The following is a 17,084-nucleotide window of genomic DNA, read 5'->3' as shown; positions in this document are numbered from 1 at the left end:
TAACATACTTTAACCTGACTTCAAACCTATCGTGAAAACGCAACACCTCCGGCAGGAAAAGTCCTGCCTCAACTGCGGCCACCCCGTGCCGGACCGTTTCTGCGGCCATTGCGGCCAGGAAAACGTGGAAACCCAGGAGTCTTTCGGGCACCTGGTCAGCCATTTTTTCCAGGATATCACGCACTACGACTCCAAATTCCTCCTCACCCTGAAATTCCTCTTTTTCTACCCCGGCCTGCTCACGCGCGAATACATGGCGGGCAAAAGGTTGACGTACGTCAACCCCATCCGGCTCTACGTTTTTACGTCCTTCGTTTTCTTCCTCATGATGGGGCTCACCGGGCAGCACGACAATCCCTACGAACGCACTATGGAAGTGGAACAGAAGCGGAAACTGGACTCGATGTACCAGGTGTCGCAAAAGCTGTTCAAGTCGCTCGAAGACGGGAAAGTGCCGGCTGAAGACACGTTCAAAGTGCGCACGCAGGCCGAGATCCTCCGCATCATGGGCGACGAATCTGTCCGCAATTCCGCCCATCTGTACGATTCCGTCCAGCAATCGCTGCCGCCGCGGCTCCGCGAGCCCTGGTGGGAGCGGAAGATGCAGACCCGGGTCCTCGAAATGCGGGACCGGTACGGCGGAAATATGGATAATGTGCTGGAAGACAAGCTCGTCCATCATTATCCCAAGCTCATGTTCCTGCTACTGCCATTCTTCGCGCTGTTGCTGAAATGGTTCTTTTCCCGTAAAGGCTGGATGTATGCAAGCCATGCTATCTTTTCCATCCATTTCCACACTTTTATTTTCCAGTTCGGCATCCTCGGCATCCTGCTGAACCTGCTCATCCACAACGATGCGCTGTACGCATGGATGATCCTGCCGGTGTACGCGTATTTCGTTTTCGCGTTGCGCAACGCGTACCAGGTCCGCTTTTCGACGGCCTTCTGGAAATCGTTGGGGATCGTGGCGGCGTACGCGCTCGGCACGGCGCTCGTAGGGCTCGCCTTTATCGTCCTGATGTTCGTGATTTCGTAGGGGCGGAAGGGAAAGGTATCAGGAAATGGTCATTTTGTCTATCTTTGACCCCGCCTTAACCTGTCTCAGCTTACACGTGAAAACACAACACCTTCGGCAGGACAAAACCTGTCTCAATTGCGGGCACGAAGTGCCGGACCGATTTTGTGGCCATTGCGGCCAGGAAAACGTGGATACCAAGGAGTCTTTCGGGCACCTGGCCGGCCATTTTTTCCAGGACATCACGCATTATGATTCCAAGCTCCTCCTCACGCTCAAATATCTCTTCTTTTATCCCGGAAAGGTAACGAAGGAATATATCGCGGGGAAGCGGCAGATGTTCGTGAACCCCATCCGCCTGTACGTTTTTACTTCATTCGTATTCTTCCTGCTGGCGGCGATGACCACCAGCCACCACGATCCGTACGCCCGGGAGGATTCGCATGAAAAGTCGACCCAGAAAGCCGTTTTCGGCGGCCTGGTCGATACTGCGGAAAAGATCCGCGGCAGGCTCGATTCCGGCAAAGTAGCGCCGGAAGACACGGCGAAAGCTTTTGCGGACGCGAATGCGCTCGCGCTCATCGGGCAGGATTCACTGGAGAACGCTGCCCATGTGTACGATTCCCTTCAACACACGTTCACGGAAGATCAACGCGATAACTGGGTCAAACGAAAGACCATCATGCGGTTCCTCCAGTTGCGCGACAAATACGGCGCCAACGTCGGATATGCCATCCAGGATAAATTCCTGCACAGCTATCCCAAAATGTTCTTCCTGCTGCTGCCGTTTTTCGCGCTGTTGCTGAGCTGGTTTTTCCGCCGGAAAGACCTTGTCTACGGCGATCATGCCATCTTCTCCATCCACATGCACACGGTCGTGTTCATGCTGGGGATCCTCGCCATGCTGATCGGAATGCCCTTCCACGGGTTCGCTTATTACGAATGGCTGGTGTTGCTCATCTTCATTTACCTCGTATTATCGCTCCGCAACACCTACCAGCTTTCCTTCGGTAAGGCGCTGGTCAAATCTATTGGTGTGCTGATAGCGTATGCTTTAGGCTCGGCGATCGTGTTATTGTTATTCCTTTTCTTTATTTTAGCAATCACATAATCAGCTCAAAATCATACACCAATGACCCCCGAATTCATCATCGTTTCGCCGCAGGAGCGGCCACATATCGCGTACGTGCAACTGAACCGGCCGAAAGAACTGAACGCGCTCAACCTCCAGCTCATGCAGGAACTGCGCGATGCGCTCCAGCTGCTGGATGCCGACGATAATGTCCGCTGTATCGTACTCGGCGGCAACGAAAAAGCCTTCGCCGCAGGGGCCGATATCAAGCAAATGGCCGGCCGCTCGGCGATCGATATGTATAATGTGGACCAGTTCACCATCTGGGACGGCATCAAGAAAGTTCGCACGCCCATCATCGCCGCCGTCAGCGGCTTTGCACTGGGAGGCGGTTGCGAACTGGCCATGCTCTGCGATATGATCGTAGCCAGCGAATCGGCGAAATTCGGCCAGCCGGAAATAAAAATCGGCGTGATGCCCGGCGCCGGCGGCACACAGCGCCTCACCCGCGCCGTTGGCAAAGCGCTGGCGATGGAAATGGTGCTGACAGGCAAGTTCATCTCCGCAACGGAAGCCCTGCAAGCCGGTCTCATCAACCGCATCGCACCGGTAGAACTGTACCTGGAAGAAGCCTTCCGCCTCGCAGCCGAAGTGGCGAAGCAAAGTCCGCTGGCCGTGAAAATGGCCAAGGAATCCGTGCTCCGCGCGTTCGACAGCACCCTGGAAGAAGGCCTGCATTTCGAAAGGAAGAATTTTTACCTCCTCTTCGCGTCGGAAGACCAGAAAGAGGGCATGAAGGCTTTCATGGAAAAAAGAGAGCCCGTGTTCACAGGCAAATAACCATATAAAAAATCAAACGAGTATGCAACCATTTGAAGAATTACTGAAAAACAACCGGGAATGGGCTGCCAAGATGGTAGAGCAGGACAAGGATTTTTTCAAGCGCCTGCAAGACCAGCAAGCCCCCAAGTTCCTCTGGATCGGTTGTTCCGATAGCCGCGTACCGGCAGACCGGATCACCAACACCGAACCGGGTGAGATCTTCGTGCACCGTAATGTAGCCAATATGGTCGTGCATACCGACATGAACCTACTCACCGTGCTCGAATACGCCGTGAAAGTGCTCGAAGTGGAACACATCCTCGTGGTAGGCCACTATGGCTGCGGTGGGGTAAAAGCGGCCATGGGCAACCAGAACCTCGGCATCATCAATCCCTGGCTGAAGCATATCAAAGACGTATACCGTTTCAATAAAGACGAGATCGACGCACTGGAGGATCCCGATCAGCAGGTAGACCGCCTCATCGAACTGAACGTGAAAGAGCAGGTGATGAACCTCGCCAAAACGATCACCGTCCAGGAAGCGTGGCACAAACATAAAAGGCCTTACCTGCACGGTTGGGTGTATGGGTTGAAAGACGGGCTCATCAATCCCGTGTTCGACATGGACCCCGGCACGCATATTGATCCGCTGTACGAGTACAACCTCTAAAGCGCAGCATATGAAATACGGATTTCTCCTGGCGGCAACCCTTATAGTAGCCTGCCAGTCGCAACAACCGGAAGAAAGCGGGTCGCACACGCCCGATTCCGTGGTCATGACGCCCACCGATACGATGATCACCCTCACGGATACCGCCGTGATCCCCGCGCTGGTGGAGTCCTGGAAATCGTTCGAGCAATACAACGGAAAATATGCGGCAGACATAAAGCTGCTCATGAAACAACCGTTGAAGGAACGCCTGAAAGCCATGCTGGGAGCGGAGGAAAAGGATTTTGTGGTCCGCTACGGCACTACCCCGCCCATCGAAGTCGAAAACGGCGTGCTGTTCAACGAAGGTTGCAAGCCGCATAACTGCTCCATAGAAGAAGCCGCGATCGCCATCGATATGAAGAAAGACGTGATCTACGTCGGCATCGCGCGGAACAAGGTCGTGAAGCTGTACGGGGAAAGAGGCGATTCCGCCTACCCGGAAAAGCTGCTGCAATGGATGATGAAATTCGAATCAGAACCATAAAAAAAGCCCGGTAACGATCGTTACCGGGTTTTTTATTTCGAATTGATTACTTGAATTTGGTTTTCAGCGCTGCCAGTTTAGCCTGGAAATCGTTCAACGGTTCTTCCTTCGCGGGTTTGCGTTGCTCGCGCCGCTGTCCGCCGCCACCGCCCTGCTGGGGGGCGCTGCTGTCTTTCATCGACAGCGAGATGCGTTTGCGCGCGATGTCTACCTCCAGTACCGTTACCGTTACTTTCTGGTTGAGTTTCACGGCTTCGTTGGGGTTGCTGATGAACTTGTTGCTGAGGTGCGAAATATGCACCAGGCCGTCCTGTTTCACGCCGATGTCTACGAAGGCGCCAAAGGCGGTGATGTTGGTCACCACGCCGGGGAGCGTCATGCCGGGCTTCACGTCGTCCATCGATTTGATGCCTTCTGCGTATTCGAAGATGGCGATCTCGTCGCGCGGGTCGCGGCTGGGTTTGGCGAGTTCCTTGAGGATGTCTTCCACGGTCAGCTGGCCTACTTCTTCGGTGATGAATTCCTTGACATTGATTTTTTTGCGGAGATCGTCTTTCCCGATCAGGTCCGCCACGGTGCACTGCTGTTTGGCGGCGATGGCTTCCACGAGGGCGTAGCGTTCGGGGTGAACGGCCGAGTTATCGAGCGGGTTGTCGCCGTTTTCGATGCGGAGGAAGCCGGCGCACTGTTCGAAGGCTTTATCGCCCAGGCGGCTCACTTTCTTCAGTTCCTGGCGGTTTTTGAAAGCACCGTTCTCTTTGCGGTATTTCACGATGTTTTCCGCCAGGGAGGGGCCGAGGCCGGAGATATAGGCGAGCAGGTGTTTGGACGCGGTATTGAGGTTCACGCCCACGTTGTTCACGCAGCTCACTACCACGCGGTCGAGGCTTTGTTTCAGGTGGCTCTGGTTAACGTCGTGCTGGTATTGCCCCACGCCGATGGCTTTCGGGTCGATCTTCACCAGTTCGGCGAGGGGATCGATGAGCCTGCGGCCGATGGATACCGCGCCGCGAACGGTGACGTCGTGGTCGGGGAATTCTTCACGGGCTACTTCGGAAGCGGAATACACGGAGGCGCCGCTTTCGTTCACCATGAATACGTTCACCTTCTTGCCGAAATCGATTTTCTTGATGAATTCTTCGGTTTCGCGGCCTGCGGTACCATTGCCTACGGCGATGGCGGCGGCGTCGTATTTCTTCACCCAGCTCTTCAGCAGCTGTTCGGCCGCTTCGGATTTGTAGTTTTTCTCGAGGGGGAAGATGACGTCGTTATCGAGGAGGTTGCCCTGGTTGTCGAGCGCTACGGTTTTGCAGCCGGTGCGGTACCCCGGGTCTACGGCGATCACGGCTTTGGGGCCGAGCGGCGCGGCGAGGAGCAGCTGGCGGAGGTTCTCGGCGAACACTTCGATCGCTTCCGTATCGGCCTTTTCCTTGGCGCCGGAGCGGGATTCGTTTTCCAGCGAGGGGCGGAGGAGGCGTTTGTACGCATCGTCTGCCGCTTTGGCTACCTGCTGCGAAGCAGGGCCGTTGCCGGTCACGAACTGTTTGTGCACGATGCCTTTGGCCTCTTCCTCATCCGGCGCGATGTTGCCGAACAGGATGCCTTCGGCCTCGGCGCGGAGGATGGCGAGCACACGGTGGGAGGGGATGGAGGTCAGTTCTTCGTTGAACTCGAAGTAGTCCTTGTATTTCACGCCCTCCGTTTCCTTGCCTTCGATCACTTTGGAGCTGAACTTGGCAGTATGGGTGAAGAGCTTGCGGAGTTTGTCGCGCAGCTCTGCGTTTTCGTTGATCCTTTCGGCGATGATATCCCGCGCGCCCTTGAGCGCCTCTTCCGTGCTGGCTACCTGCTCGTTGAGGAAGGCTTTGGCGGCTTCGTCGGTGTCGCCGTTTTCCTGCAGCAGGAGTATTTCCGCCAGGGGCTCCAGGCCTTTTTCGATGGCCTGGGTGGCGCGGGTCTTGCGTTTGGGTTTATAGGGGAGATAGATGTCTTCCAGCTCCGCGAGCATCCAGGTGGCATTGATCTTCTGTTCCAGTTCCGGCGTCAGTTTGCCCTGCTCGGCGATGGTTTTGAGAATGGTAGCCCGGCGGTCGTCCACTTCCTGGTAGCGTTTGCCAAGATCTTCTATCTTTCCGATCTGCACCTCGTCCAGACTGCCCGTCTGCTCTTTCCGGTAACGGCTGATGAAGGGAACGGTCGAGCCCTCTGAAAGAAGGAGCATGGTTTTCTCAGCCTGCCCCATCGAAATGTTCAGTTCGGCAGAAATGAGCGCCACGTGTTTCGGATTCATATCTTACGTTTTGTGATTTTTCTAAGGCCGCAAATCTAAAGAAATTGCCTGTTCAACCAAGAAAAAGAAATTAACACCACCGCCCCCCGCCAGCCCCCAAATCCTTATTTTCCATTATTTTTCCGTTTCTTAGCAGCGGAACATTCATATTTAAGATTATGCAGCCGGACCAAGCTTTTAACAGATTATTGCAGATTATGGACGACCTGCGGGAGAAATGCCCGTGGGACAGGAAGCAGACCATGCTGACATTGCGGCAGCTGTCTATCGAAGAACTGTATGAACTGGCCGATGCCATCACCGACGAAGACTATAAAGGCATTAAGGAGGAATTGGGCGACCTGCTCCTCCATATCGTGTTTTACGCCAAAATCGGTGCCGAAAAGCAGCAATTCAACATTACCGACGTCATCAACGGCGTTTGCGAGAAGCTCATTACCCGCCATCCGCATATTTACGGGGACGTGAAAGTGGAAAATGAGGACGAAGTGAAGCAGAACTGGGAAAAGCTGAAGATGCGGGAAGGGAAGGAATCCGTGCTCAGTGGCGTTCCCCGCAGCCTGCCCGCGCTCGTGAAGGCGATGCGGCTGCAAGACAAGGCCCGCCAGGTGGGCTTCGAATGGGAAAACCGCGAACAGGTCTGGGCGAAAGTGGAAGAAGAAACCGCCGAGCTCATGGAAACCGTGGAAGCCAACGATAAAGACCGCATGGAAGCCGAATTCGGCGACCTGATGTTCGCCCTGGTCAATTACAGCCGCTTCCTGGGGATCGACGCCGAAAACGCCCTGGAGCGCACGAACAAGAAATTCATCCGCCGGTTCCGCGGCATGGAGGAAATGGCCGGCGCTCAGGGCCGCAAACTCACCGATATGGACCTCGCCGAAATGGACGGCCTCTGGAATAAAATCAAGGAAGGCGAATAACAGACATGCTGGATATCAAGGAAATACGGCTATTCTTCCTGCGGAACGGCTACCTGCTCATCATCGCGGCCTGGCTGTTCACTTTCGCGTTCCTGTTCAATAACTACTGGAGCTACTATTCCTCCCCCCACGGCGTCCAGCGCAGCCTGGAAAGCGATATCCGCAGCCGGCAGACCGATTTCCGGGAACTGACGACAGACACGGCCATCGTCAACAGCCTCTTCCGCGGCGATTACAGCCGCCAAACCCTCGAACAGACCTACGGCGAAAGCTACCACCTGTTCGCCTACGACTCCGCTGACACGCGGATGCACCTCGTTTTCTGGAGCACCAACACCGTGGAGCCCCCCGCCCCCGAAGCCACCCGGCCCGGGGCGAGCTTCCGCAAAATGGCCAACGGCTGGTACGTGGTCCTCAATTACCGCGTGGCCGCAGGGAAATGGCTGGTAGGGCTCCTCCCCGTCAAAGAGGAATACGCCATCAACAACGATTACCTCGGCGCATCCTTCTACGGAAGGCCCGCCATCGGTCCGGAATACACCATCCAGCCCAAACCGCCCGGGCTTCCCGTGGCAGATCTGGACAAGAACATCCTGTTCTTCCTCCATTACGATCCCAACAAATCGGAAGCCGCTCCCAGCCTGGCGAGCGTGCTGCTGCTCACTTTGGGCGTCATCTGCGTGTTCATCTTCATCAATCTCTTCGCCTCCCTCATGGCGCGGAAACTCACGCCCATATACGGGTTCCTCTTCCTGTTCGTGGTCGTGCTGTCGTTCCGGGTAATTACCTATTTATATCCCTTCCCGATAGACCTGGGCACGCTGAACCTCTTCCAGCCCACGATCTACGCGAAAGACGATGTGTTCAAATCCCTGGGCGACCTTTCCCTCAACGTATTGTTCACGTTCTGGCTCATCCTGTTCTTCCGCCAGCATGTGCGTACCATCCACCCGCCCGTGCTGCGGAAAAAGTGGCAGGGATGGGTGATCATCGGCGCCGCGGGCCTGGGCATGTTCATCGCCGGGCAATTCCTCCTCGATCTCATCCGAAGCCTCGTGATCGACTCCAAGATTTCGTACGACGTAACCAACTTTTTCTCCCTCAACGAATACAGCGTGATCGGCAGCATGAGCCTCGGTTTCATCGCCATCAGCTTCCTGTTCTTCTCCCAGATCGTCAACTATCTGCTCAACCAGCTCACCGATTTCCAGTATAAAACGAAATACATTTCCCTGGCGCTGGTGGGCCTCATCTGGCTCGCGTTCCGCTACAACCTGCCCGATTTCAGCGCGTCGGTGGTGCTGATGCTCTGGCTCCTGGCTTACGTGGCCATCCTCGACTGGCTGGAGAACCGCTTCAGCAACGCTTCCGCATCGCTGCCGTTCATTATGTGGATGCTCATGATGACCGTCACCACATCGGCAGTGCTCGTTTATTACAACAACCAGAAAGAACTGGGCACGCGCATGCGCGTCGCCGAAAACCTGTCCAAACAGCGCGATCCGTATATGGAAACGCTGCTCAACGACGCGGGCGACCGGCTCGCCCGGGACCCCGATGCACAGGCGTTTTTCCGCCAGCCCACCCGCGAAGGCCGCCGCAAGCTCGATGCCTTGCTGCGCGAGAAATACTTCGCACGGTATTTAAACCGCTTCAACGTTCTTTTCTATACCTACGACGCCGAAGGCGAAATCCTCTACAACAACGAAGGCGTGCCGTTCAACGATCTGCAGAACCGCATCATGGGCAACACCCTTTCGCATGTGTTGGGAGAAGACCTTTACTACGACGAGCGCAGCTTCCGCGATTACAGCTACATCGGGAAGAAGGAATATATCGGGGGAGAAGGGCCGATGGGATATCTTTTCTTTGAAGTCCGCTCGGAGCCCGAGATCGCGCAGCAAGACAGGCTGTACCCAGAACTGCTCATCGACGGTAACCGGCTCGACGGGCAGGAGAATACCGACCAGTATTCCTGGGCGGTGTACGACAAGATGCTGCTGGTCACCAATCACGGTAGTTTCCCGTTCAAGACCCGACTCGGTGCGGCGGAAACGCCTGTCACGGATGTGGTGTATGAGGATGACGGCGGGTACTCGCTGCTGTATTATAAAGCGTCGAAAGACAAGCTGGTGATGGTGGTGAAGAAAACCCGGATCTTCCTGGAATTCATCACGCTGTTCGCTTATATGTTCTGCCTCTTTTTGCTGATCATCGCGATTTACAGCCTGGTGGATTTGCTGGTGCGGGCGCGGCTGCAGGTTGCCAGCCTCAGGACGATGCTCAATTTCAGCATCCGTACCAAAGTGCAGACCACGATCATCTTCGCCGTGGCGTTTTCGTTCCTGGCGCTGGGGCTCGCCACCATCCTGTTCTTCATCAACCGGTACCGGGCGGAGAACGCGCAGAAGCTCAGTGAAACGGTGCAGAGCATCGGGAAAGACATGGAGGAAGTGTTTTACAACCATCGTCAGTTCGACGAAATGGGCATGATCTACGATTCCATTTTCTCCTCCCGGTTATCGGTGGCCGTGGGCGATATTGCGCGGGAGCATAATGTAGACATCAATATTTACGATACCGGCGGGCGGCTCCAGCTCACTACGCAGCCGTTGATGATCGAAAAGGGGTTGTTGAGCCCGGGAATCAATCCCATGGCGTATTACGAGCTCGCGCAGCGCAGCCGGATACAGTTCATCCAGGAGGAAAAGATAGGGCGGATGCGATACATCAGCAGCTATGTACCCATGCGGAGCCAGGGAGAAGTGTTCGCGTACCTGAATGTGCCCTACTTCGCCACGGAAAACGAATTGCGGCAGCAGATCTCCACTTTCCTGGTGGCGCTGATCACGATCAATGCATTTATCTTTTTGATGGCGGGCATCCTCGTGCTGCTGATCTCCAATACCATCACCAAATCCTTCTCCCTCATCACCGAAAAACTCCGCAGCGTGAACCTCGGCCAGCATAACGAAGCCATCAGCTGGGATAACAACGACGAGATCGGGCTGCTGGTGAACGAATACAACAAGATGGTGCAGAAGCTGGAAGTGAGCGCCGCCATGCTGGCCAAAAGCGAGCGGGAGGGCGCCTGGCGCGAAATGGCCAGGCAGGTGGCCCACGAGATCAAGAACCCGCTCACGCCCATGAAGCTCAGCATCCAGTACCTGCAACGCGCCATCGCCAACGATTCGCCCGATGTAAAGGCGCTTTCGCGGAACGTCGCCAACACGCTGGTGGAACAGATCGAGCACCTGAGCAACATCGCGTCCGACTTCGCGGCGTTCGCCCATATCACGAAAGTAAACAACGAAGTGTTCTCGCTCAGCGAAGTGCTGCAATCGCTCACATCGCTGTACATGAGCAGCCCGGAATGCCATATTTACTTCGGCCGGCAGGATAAACCTTACCTCATCGACGCCGATAAAACGCAGATCAACCGCGTATTTACGAACCTCCTCCAAAACGCCATCCAGGCCATCCCGGAAGGGCAGGAGGGCCATGTAGCCATCAGCATGAAGGAGGAAGGGCCGCATTGGGTGGTGGTGGAAGTGATCGACAACGGTGCCGGCATCACGACGGAAGCGCAGGAGAAGATCTTCGTGCCCAACTTCACGACCAAATCTTCGGGCACGGGGCTGGGATTGGCCATGAGCAAGAACATCGTGGAGCAGGCGGGGGGCGAGATATGGTTTAAGACTTCCCCGGGCATGGGTACCACTTTCTTCGTAAGGCTGCCTTTGGTGGCCGACCAGCTAAACCTTCCGTACGCATAATTCCCGCATCGGTACAACATTCCATGCAGGGAACGGGTTTACCTTGCAGTATGCGCCCACATCCCCTGATAGAAGAAATTTTGGGAGTTTACCGCGCCCGGTTGGGCAAGGATTACGACCGTTACCGCAACCATGCGCACCGGGTGTACCTGGCGTGCCGCCTGCTGGACGCCGATCCCGCCAGGGAACGGCAATACGCTATCGCTGCGGCGTTCCACGACATCGGTATCTGGACGGCCGGTACGTTCGACTACCTGCCGCCTTCGGTGCGGGAGAGCCGCAGTTATTTGCTGGAACGCGGGCTGGGGGCGTTGGCGGATGAAGTGGAAGCCATGATCCTCTGGCACCACAAAGTGAGCCGGTATCAAACTGTCCGCTGGCCTTCCGTCGAGATTTTCAGGCGGGCGGATTGGATAGACGTTTCCCTGCAACTGAAGACGTTCGGTATCCCAAAACCCGCGCTGGCGGCCCTGGTGAAGGCATATCCGTTGCTGGGTTTCCATGGGTTCCTGGTGAGGAGGGCGTTGCGGCATTTCCTGCGGCACCCGCTACATCCGTTGCCGATGTTCAGGAGGTGAGCGGGGGCATCGGAAAAACAAAAAGGGCCCACCCATCGGGCGGCCCTTCGAATATTTTTTGTGTCTTGTTGCAGGAGTAAACTAAGCTTCGGGAGCAACCACGAAGCTTTCGCGGATTTTTTCCAGCAGTTTGGTCTGGATCATTTGTTCTGCGAGCACGATCATGTTGGAGAAAGCGCGCTCACCGGAAATGCCGTGACCGATGATAACGGGCTCGGACACACCGAGAACGGGCGTACCGCCATATTGCTCGAAATCGAAACGGTCGAGGTATTCATCCTTGATATTGCGCCTTACGGCGATGTCATGGAACGATTCCGCCAGTTTCAGGACCACGTTGCCGGTGAAACCTTCGCAAACGATCACGTCTGCAGTGTTTTTAAAGACATCGCGGCCTTCTACGTTGCCGACGAAATTGATGAGGGAATTTTCCTTGAGGAGGGGATAGGTAGCCTGCGCGAGGAGGTTGCCCTTGCCTTCTTCTTCACCGAGGTTGAGGAGGCCTACTTTCGGTTTGTCTTTCCCCAAGATGTATTTGGAATACAGTGATCCGAGGATGGCGAACTGAACGAGGTTCTCGGGTTTGCAATCGGCGTTGATGCCCACATCCAGCAGGAGGCCGGTGGAACCGTCTTCCCGGGGAAGGATGGTGGAAATGGTGGGCCGTTGAATACCTTCGATGACCTTAATGGAATAAATGGCGCCTACCATCATGGCCCCGGTGTTGCCGGCGCTGATGAAAGCGTCAATCTTTTTGTTTTGAAGGAGGTGAAAGCCGATGGAGATAGAAGAATGCGGCTTTTCTTTCAGCGCCTTGGTAGGATGTTCATTCATCCCGATTACCTGGGATGAATGAACAACGGTATATCTTGACTGGTCTAACGCTGCTTCTGTGAGGAGGGGTGTTAAGGCCTGCTCATCACCAATCAACATCAGATGTGCATCAGATGCTTTGCTTAAAAATAACTTAACTCCTTTTACTGCTTCTGCGGGGGCATAGTCGCCACCCATCATATCAAGCCCGATTCTCATGAACTGTGTTTTGTCTGTGTGCTCGGGGGTAAAATTAGTAAAAATTATTATTTAGCAGCAGCTTGTTTTTCCAAAACAACTTTTCCTTTGTAGAACAGTTTGTTCTCTACCCAATGAGCACGGTGTCTCAGGTGCACTTCGCCGGTAGCGCTGTCGGTGCTTAAAGTTTCAGCAAATGCCTTGTAATGAGTTCTTCTCTTAGCTGATCTTTGTTGCGAATGTCTGCGTTTAGGATTCGGCATCTTATTTAATTTTTAAAATTGAATACGTAGTTGTTAATTATCTCTGAACTTTTCCAATCCTTTCCAGATCGGGTTGGTCTGCTGATCGCCCTGTTGTTTCATTTTTTCCAACATCTCGAGGACTTTCGGATCGCACCCGCTTTTCCCGCTGGCATCATCCGGATGGATGCGCTGCATGGGAATGGCCAGGTTGATGAACTCGTAAATGAAGTCGGCCACGTTCAAATGGCTTTCCGTACGGCTGATGTAAGTCACGTCCGGATCTTCGTCTGCGTTCATCTCCTCCGGGTTGTCCACCAGTTTGATCACCTGGTTGAAATCGTCCCAGAGCTGGAGCTCGAAAGGCTGTCCGCATCTGTCGCACGTCACCGTCAATTTACCCCCCACTTCAAACTTCAGCAGGAAAAATCCCGCTTTCTTGTCCAATTGAAGGTTGACCGTGGCGTGACAATTCGAAAAGTCCGGCTCGGCACCCAGCTTCTCGAAAAAACTGTCGTCGATCTGATATTGGAATGTATGCACCCCGGGCGTCAGACCTACAAATGCTATGTCAAATTCGCGGAGATGCTTCATATCAAAATCCTCCCTTTTAGAGGGATGCAAAGGTAAACAAATATTTCCAAAAGCAAAAATTTCATACTTTTGTTGATGCACAAGCCCTTTTTATATATCAAATTATATAAAAATATCAGATATTTACAGTTAGCTAGTTGCGTCAAATTTTACTAACTTCATTTGCGCGCGCATCAACATTTTTTGCAAATGCCTTATGAAATCCTACAGTTCCCCCTATTCCCCAGATGATATGTCACAAAAAGGCAGAATAGGCCGGAAACAGCCACCGAACTCACTTACCATTGCCCCGCCCAACATCGGGGAGACCCCCTCCATATTCGCACTTTCCATCGCCGTTTTCCTCCGCAGCACCAACGCCGGCGTGCTCGTCACCGATGAACGCCACCGCTTCGTATGGGGGAACGACCAGTTCATGGACGTTTTCCAGGCCGGGAAGTACAAAGGTAACCAACTCGACCAGACATTCCGGGGCATGATCGCCTATTTTACGCCGCAAGTCTACGATGCGGAAGCGTTTGAGTTGAAAATGAAAGAGTTACGGAAGAAGCGGAAACCCTATTTCGGGTGGGAGCTCCCCTTCCGCAACGGCAAAATCTACGAAATCAGCTACATCCCCGTGTACGACGGCCCCCGCTTCGCCGGCAGCATCTGGCAGATCGTAGACGTTACCCGCCACCGGCAGGCCGATGAAGAGCTCCGCCGCGTCGACGAAAAATACCGCGTCATCCTCGACAACCTCAACGCCGCCCTCTGCGAAACCGACCTCGAAGGCAATATCGTAAAGGTGTACGACAGCTTTTGCCGGCTCTCCGGATACAGCGAAGAGGAACTCATCGGCTATAATATCACAGACATCTTTGTGCCCGAAGAAAACCGGGAATACGCCCGCAACCTGCGGCGCTACCGGGTCGAAAAGAAAGTGGCCTTATTATATGATATGGAAATCGTGCTGAAGGATGGCTCCCGCAAATGGGTCATCGCCAGCTCGGGGAACATTTACGACCGCGACGGGAAAGCCATCGGCGGGGTAGGCATCCATATGGACATCACCCCGCAGAAACAACTGCAGCGCGAGCTGGAAGTGGCCAAACAGGCCGCCGAGGAAGCACAGCGGACGCAAAAGGAATTCCTCGCCAACATGAGCCACGAAATCAGGACGCCCCTCAACGCCATCATCGGCATGGCGCACCTCCTGGAAGAAACGGCGCTCAACGACGAACAAAAGGAATACATCAAAATACTCAAGCATTCCTCCGGCATCCTCCACGGCCTCATCACCGACATCCTCGACATTTCGAAGATCGAAGCCGGGAAACAGGAAGTGCACCCCCGGGAATTCGACCTCCGCGAGCTCGTACAGAGCATGAAACATACCTTCCAGATGAAACTGGGACAGCGGCCCATCCAGGTGACGCTGGAGCTGGACAAGCGCATCGACTCCCTGCTCATCGGGGACGACATGCTGTTGAACCAGATCCTCATGAATTTGTTAGGTAATGCGGAAAAATTCACGAAAGAGGGAGAAATTGCCATCAAAGTGCAGTTGGAAGACGTCCAGGGTAACGCACTCTGGCTCCGGTTCCAGGTTTGTGACACGGGGATCGGCATCCAGGCAGACAAGCTCGAGCTCATTTTCCAGAACTACAAACAGGCGGAGAAAGACATCCGCGAGCGATATGGCGGCACCGGCCTCGGCCTGGCGATCGCCAAACAGCTCGTTGAGCTACAGGGTGGGCGCATTTCGGTAGACAAGGGAGGAGAATACAACACTTGTTTTACCTTTACGCTTCCGTTCATCGACACCAGGCGGCCATTGGTGAGGCCCGGCGGACAGGACGCGGAAAACAAATACGCCCGGATCGATTTCGGGCAGGCCAGGGTGCTGGTGGTGGAAGACAATCCCATGAACCTCAAGTACATCCTCAGTCTGCTCGAAAAATACAAGATCAACCACCAACTGGCCACCAATGGCCCGGACGCGCTGTATTTCCTGGAGTCGCGGCAGTTCGACCTCGTGCTGATGGACATCCGGATACCGGGGATGGACGGCTTTGAGCTGGCGCGCAAGATCCGGGAAGACGAAACGCGGCCCAACGTGGCCACGCCCGTGATCGCCACCACGGCCACCGCCATGCCGAGCACGCTGGCGATGGCGCGGAACATCGGCATCACGGAGATTTTGACGAAGCCTTATACGCCAGACCAGTTATTGCAGGTGCTGAACAAGTACCTGAACGAAGACGAAACCGAAATCATTATGGAAGTGCAAAATATAAGCGGATACGAATTCAACCCGTCACTGGACGTAAAATACCTGAATACGCTCTACGAAAGCAATATCGGGTACGCCATCGACCTGTTCGACATATACGTGCTCACCATTCGGGAAGAACTCACAAAGATCAGGAAAGTGGCGGATGCGGGCGATTGGGACACGCTCCGGTTCCAGGTCCACAAGATCAAGCCTAACTTCTCCATGGTAGGGCTGACCTGGATCACCACCAAGCTGGAAACCATGGAAAACCTCCTGCGCAACAACGAAAGCCTCGATACCCTGCCCGCTTTGCTGGGCGAGATCGTGGAAGAGGTGAACGGTTTCTTCCCCATCATCGAAAAAGAATTGCAGAACATGCAGGCCTACATGGCCGGTGGCGGCCAGAGCTAGTTGAAATGCTCCAGCGCATCCTTCACGTCGGAATAATAACTTCCACCGAAAAGGTTGAGATGCACCAGTAGCGGGTACAACTGGCAAAGTGGCAACCGCTCCTGCCAGCCCTGCTCCAGCGGGTGGATGGCCTGGTAGGTATAATAGAAACGGGTATCGAACCCGCCGAAGAGGCGCGTCATGGCCATGTCCATCTCCCGGTGCCCGTAATAAACGGCCGGGTCGAAGATGCAGGCGCGGCCACCGGAAGACACGAGGAAATTGCCGCTCCAGAGATCGCCGTGCAGCAGTGCGGGCGGTTCTTCGGGGAACAGCTCAGGCAGCCGGCGGCAAACGCTTTCCAGTCGTTGCATGAGGGAGCTGTCGAGCCGGTGCGAATCGTACGCCATTTTCGCCAGCGGCAGGAGCCGGTTCATGGCGTAAAAAACGGCCCAGCTGGAATATGGTGTGTTGTATTGCTTGATGGAGCCGATGTAATTGGAAGCGGGCAGCCCGAACCAGGGGCTTGTCTGCTGGTGGAGCCTCGCCACCGAAGCCGCGAAATTTTCCCAGAAATCAGGCGCCGCGGCGCCTTTCTCCACGTATTCAGTGACCAGGAAAGCACGGTTGCCGACAGTGCCGCTGCAAACGGGGCGGGGAACGGAAATTACTTCCGCCTGGCGCAATTCTTCCAGCCCGCACAATTCCCGCGCAAACATTTCAGGGTGTTTTACCGCATCGTTCAGCTTGAGGAAATACCGGCCCTGCGACGTATCCATGCGAAAAGTTTCGTTGATGTCTCCCCCGTGTATCCGCTCTGCGTGAATTATCTGTAATTTCACGGATAGTTGCAGGTGCCTGGTGAGGGACTTTTCAAGTTCCTGTTGAATGGTAAAATCTAACATGTTCCTTTCTGCT

At 54.7% G+C, this 17,084-nt stretch carries 14 protein-coding genes; 9 read left to right on the top strand and 5 right to left on the bottom strand.

The features are described from left to right. Window positions 1–31 precede the first annotated feature (31 nt). From WJU22_RS23615 to WJU22_RS23595, 5 genes are all read left to right on the top strand, one after another. Window positions 32–1,036: a DUF3667 domain-containing protein gene (locus WJU22_RS23615; RefSeq protein ID WP_341840632.1), complete on the top strand. Its 1,005-nt coding sequence runs from the start codon at window positions 32–34 to the stop codon at window positions 1,034–1,036. A gap of 76 nt (window positions 1,037–1,112) precedes the next feature. Then, window positions 1,113–2,126 carry a DUF3667 domain-containing protein gene (locus WJU22_RS23610; protein ID WP_341840631.1) on the top strand — a complete coding sequence of 338 codons (1,014 nt, stop codon included), beginning with the start codon at window positions 1,113–1,115 and terminating at the stop codon, window positions 2,124–2,126. A gap of 21 nt (window positions 2,127–2,147) precedes the next feature. Beyond that, on the top strand, window positions 2,148–2,927 hold the full coding sequence (locus WJU22_RS23605; RefSeq protein ID WP_341840630.1) for an enoyl-CoA hydratase-related protein: 780 nt from the start codon (window positions 2,148–2,150) through the stop codon (window positions 2,925–2,927). Window positions 2,928–2,949: 22 nt separating this feature from the next. After that, window positions 2,950–3,579 carry a carbonate dehydratase gene (gene can, locus WJU22_RS23600; protein WP_341840629.1) on the top strand — a complete coding sequence of 210 codons (630 nt, stop codon included), beginning with the start codon at window positions 2,950–2,952 and terminating at the stop codon, window positions 3,577–3,579. Between the two features lie 10 nt (window positions 3,580–3,589). Continuing rightward, window positions 3,590–4,105, top strand: coding sequence for a hypothetical protein (locus tag WJU22_RS23595; protein WP_341840628.1), 516 nt, complete (start codon window positions 3,590–3,592; stop codon window positions 4,103–4,105). A gap of 46 nt (window positions 4,106–4,151) precedes the next feature. On the opposite strand, the gene WJU22_RS23590 is transcribed toward WJU22_RS23595, so the two are convergent. Next, window positions 4,152–6,395 (bottom strand): Tex family protein, encoded by a 2,244-nt coding sequence (locus WJU22_RS23590; RefSeq protein ID WP_341840627.1) that lies wholly within the window; start codon window positions 6,393–6,395, stop codon window positions 4,152–4,154. A gap of 197 nt (window positions 6,396–6,592) precedes the next feature. Between WJU22_RS23590 and mazG the strand changes: the two genes are divergently transcribed. From mazG to WJU22_RS23575, 3 genes are read left to right on the top strand one after another with little or no spacing between them, the layout of a single operon-like run. Further along, a complete protein-coding gene (mazG, locus tag WJU22_RS23585) occupies window positions 6,593–7,318 on the top strand; it encodes a nucleoside triphosphate pyrophosphohydrolase (protein WP_341840626.1) in 726 nt (241 codons plus the stop codon). A 5-nt stretch (window positions 7,319–7,323) separates the two neighbouring features. Further along, window positions 7,324–11,094 carry a HAMP domain-containing sensor histidine kinase gene (locus WJU22_RS23580; RefSeq protein WP_341840625.1) on the top strand — a complete coding sequence of 1,257 codons (3,771 nt, stop codon included), beginning with the start codon at window positions 7,324–7,326 and terminating at the stop codon, window positions 11,092–11,094. A 50-nt stretch (window positions 11,095–11,144) separates the two neighbouring features. Then, a complete protein-coding gene (locus WJU22_RS23575; RefSeq protein WP_341840624.1) occupies window positions 11,145–11,672 on the top strand; it encodes a hypothetical protein in 528 nt (175 codons plus the stop codon). An 81-nt stretch (window positions 11,673–11,753) separates the two neighbouring features. On the opposite strand, the gene plsX is transcribed toward WJU22_RS23575, so the two are convergent. The 3 genes from plsX to WJU22_RS23560 form a co-directional block, all read right to left on the bottom strand. Continuing rightward, the gene (gene plsX, locus WJU22_RS23570; protein ID WP_341843791.1) at window positions 11,754–12,683 is read right to left on the bottom strand and encodes a phosphate acyltransferase PlsX; all 930 of its coding nucleotides are present in this window, start codon (window positions 12,681–12,683) and stop codon (window positions 11,754–11,756) included. A 68-nt stretch (window positions 12,684–12,751) separates the two neighbouring features. Beyond that, window positions 12,752–12,946: a 50S ribosomal protein L32 gene (gene rpmF / locus WJU22_RS23565; RefSeq protein WP_109698752.1), complete on the bottom strand. Its 195-nt coding sequence runs from the start codon at window positions 12,944–12,946 to the stop codon at window positions 12,752–12,754. A 33-nt stretch (window positions 12,947–12,979) separates the two neighbouring features. Further along, entirely contained in the window at window positions 12,980–13,519 is a 540-nt protein-coding gene (locus tag WJU22_RS23560; RefSeq protein WP_341840623.1) for a DUF177 domain-containing protein, read from the bottom strand. A gap of 232 nt (window positions 13,520–13,751) precedes the next feature. Here WJU22_RS23560 and WJU22_RS23555 point away from each other — a divergent pair, with 232 nt between their 5' ends. After that, a complete protein-coding gene (locus tag WJU22_RS23555; protein WP_341840622.1) occupies window positions 13,752–16,187 on the top strand; it encodes a PAS domain S-box protein in 2,436 nt (811 codons plus the stop codon). On the opposite strand, the gene WJU22_RS23550 is transcribed toward WJU22_RS23555, so the two are convergent. Then, window positions 16,184–17,071, bottom strand: a complete 888-nt coding sequence (locus tag WJU22_RS23550) for a fructosamine kinase family protein (protein ID WP_341840621.1) — start codon at window positions 17,069–17,071, stop codon at window positions 16,184–16,186. The genes WJU22_RS23555 and WJU22_RS23550 overlap by 4 nt on opposite strands. Window positions 17,072–17,084 lie beyond the last annotated feature (13 nt).

Origin of the sequence: Chitinophaga caseinilytica (genome assembly GCF_038396765.1) — a bacterium.
GTDB classification, from domain to species: Bacteria; Bacteroidota; Bacteroidia; order Chitinophagales; family Chitinophagaceae; genus Chitinophaga; species Chitinophaga caseinilytica.
The sequence above is the reverse complement of the archived record's forward strand: the minus strand, read 5'-3'. Positions and strand labels throughout refer to the sequence as shown.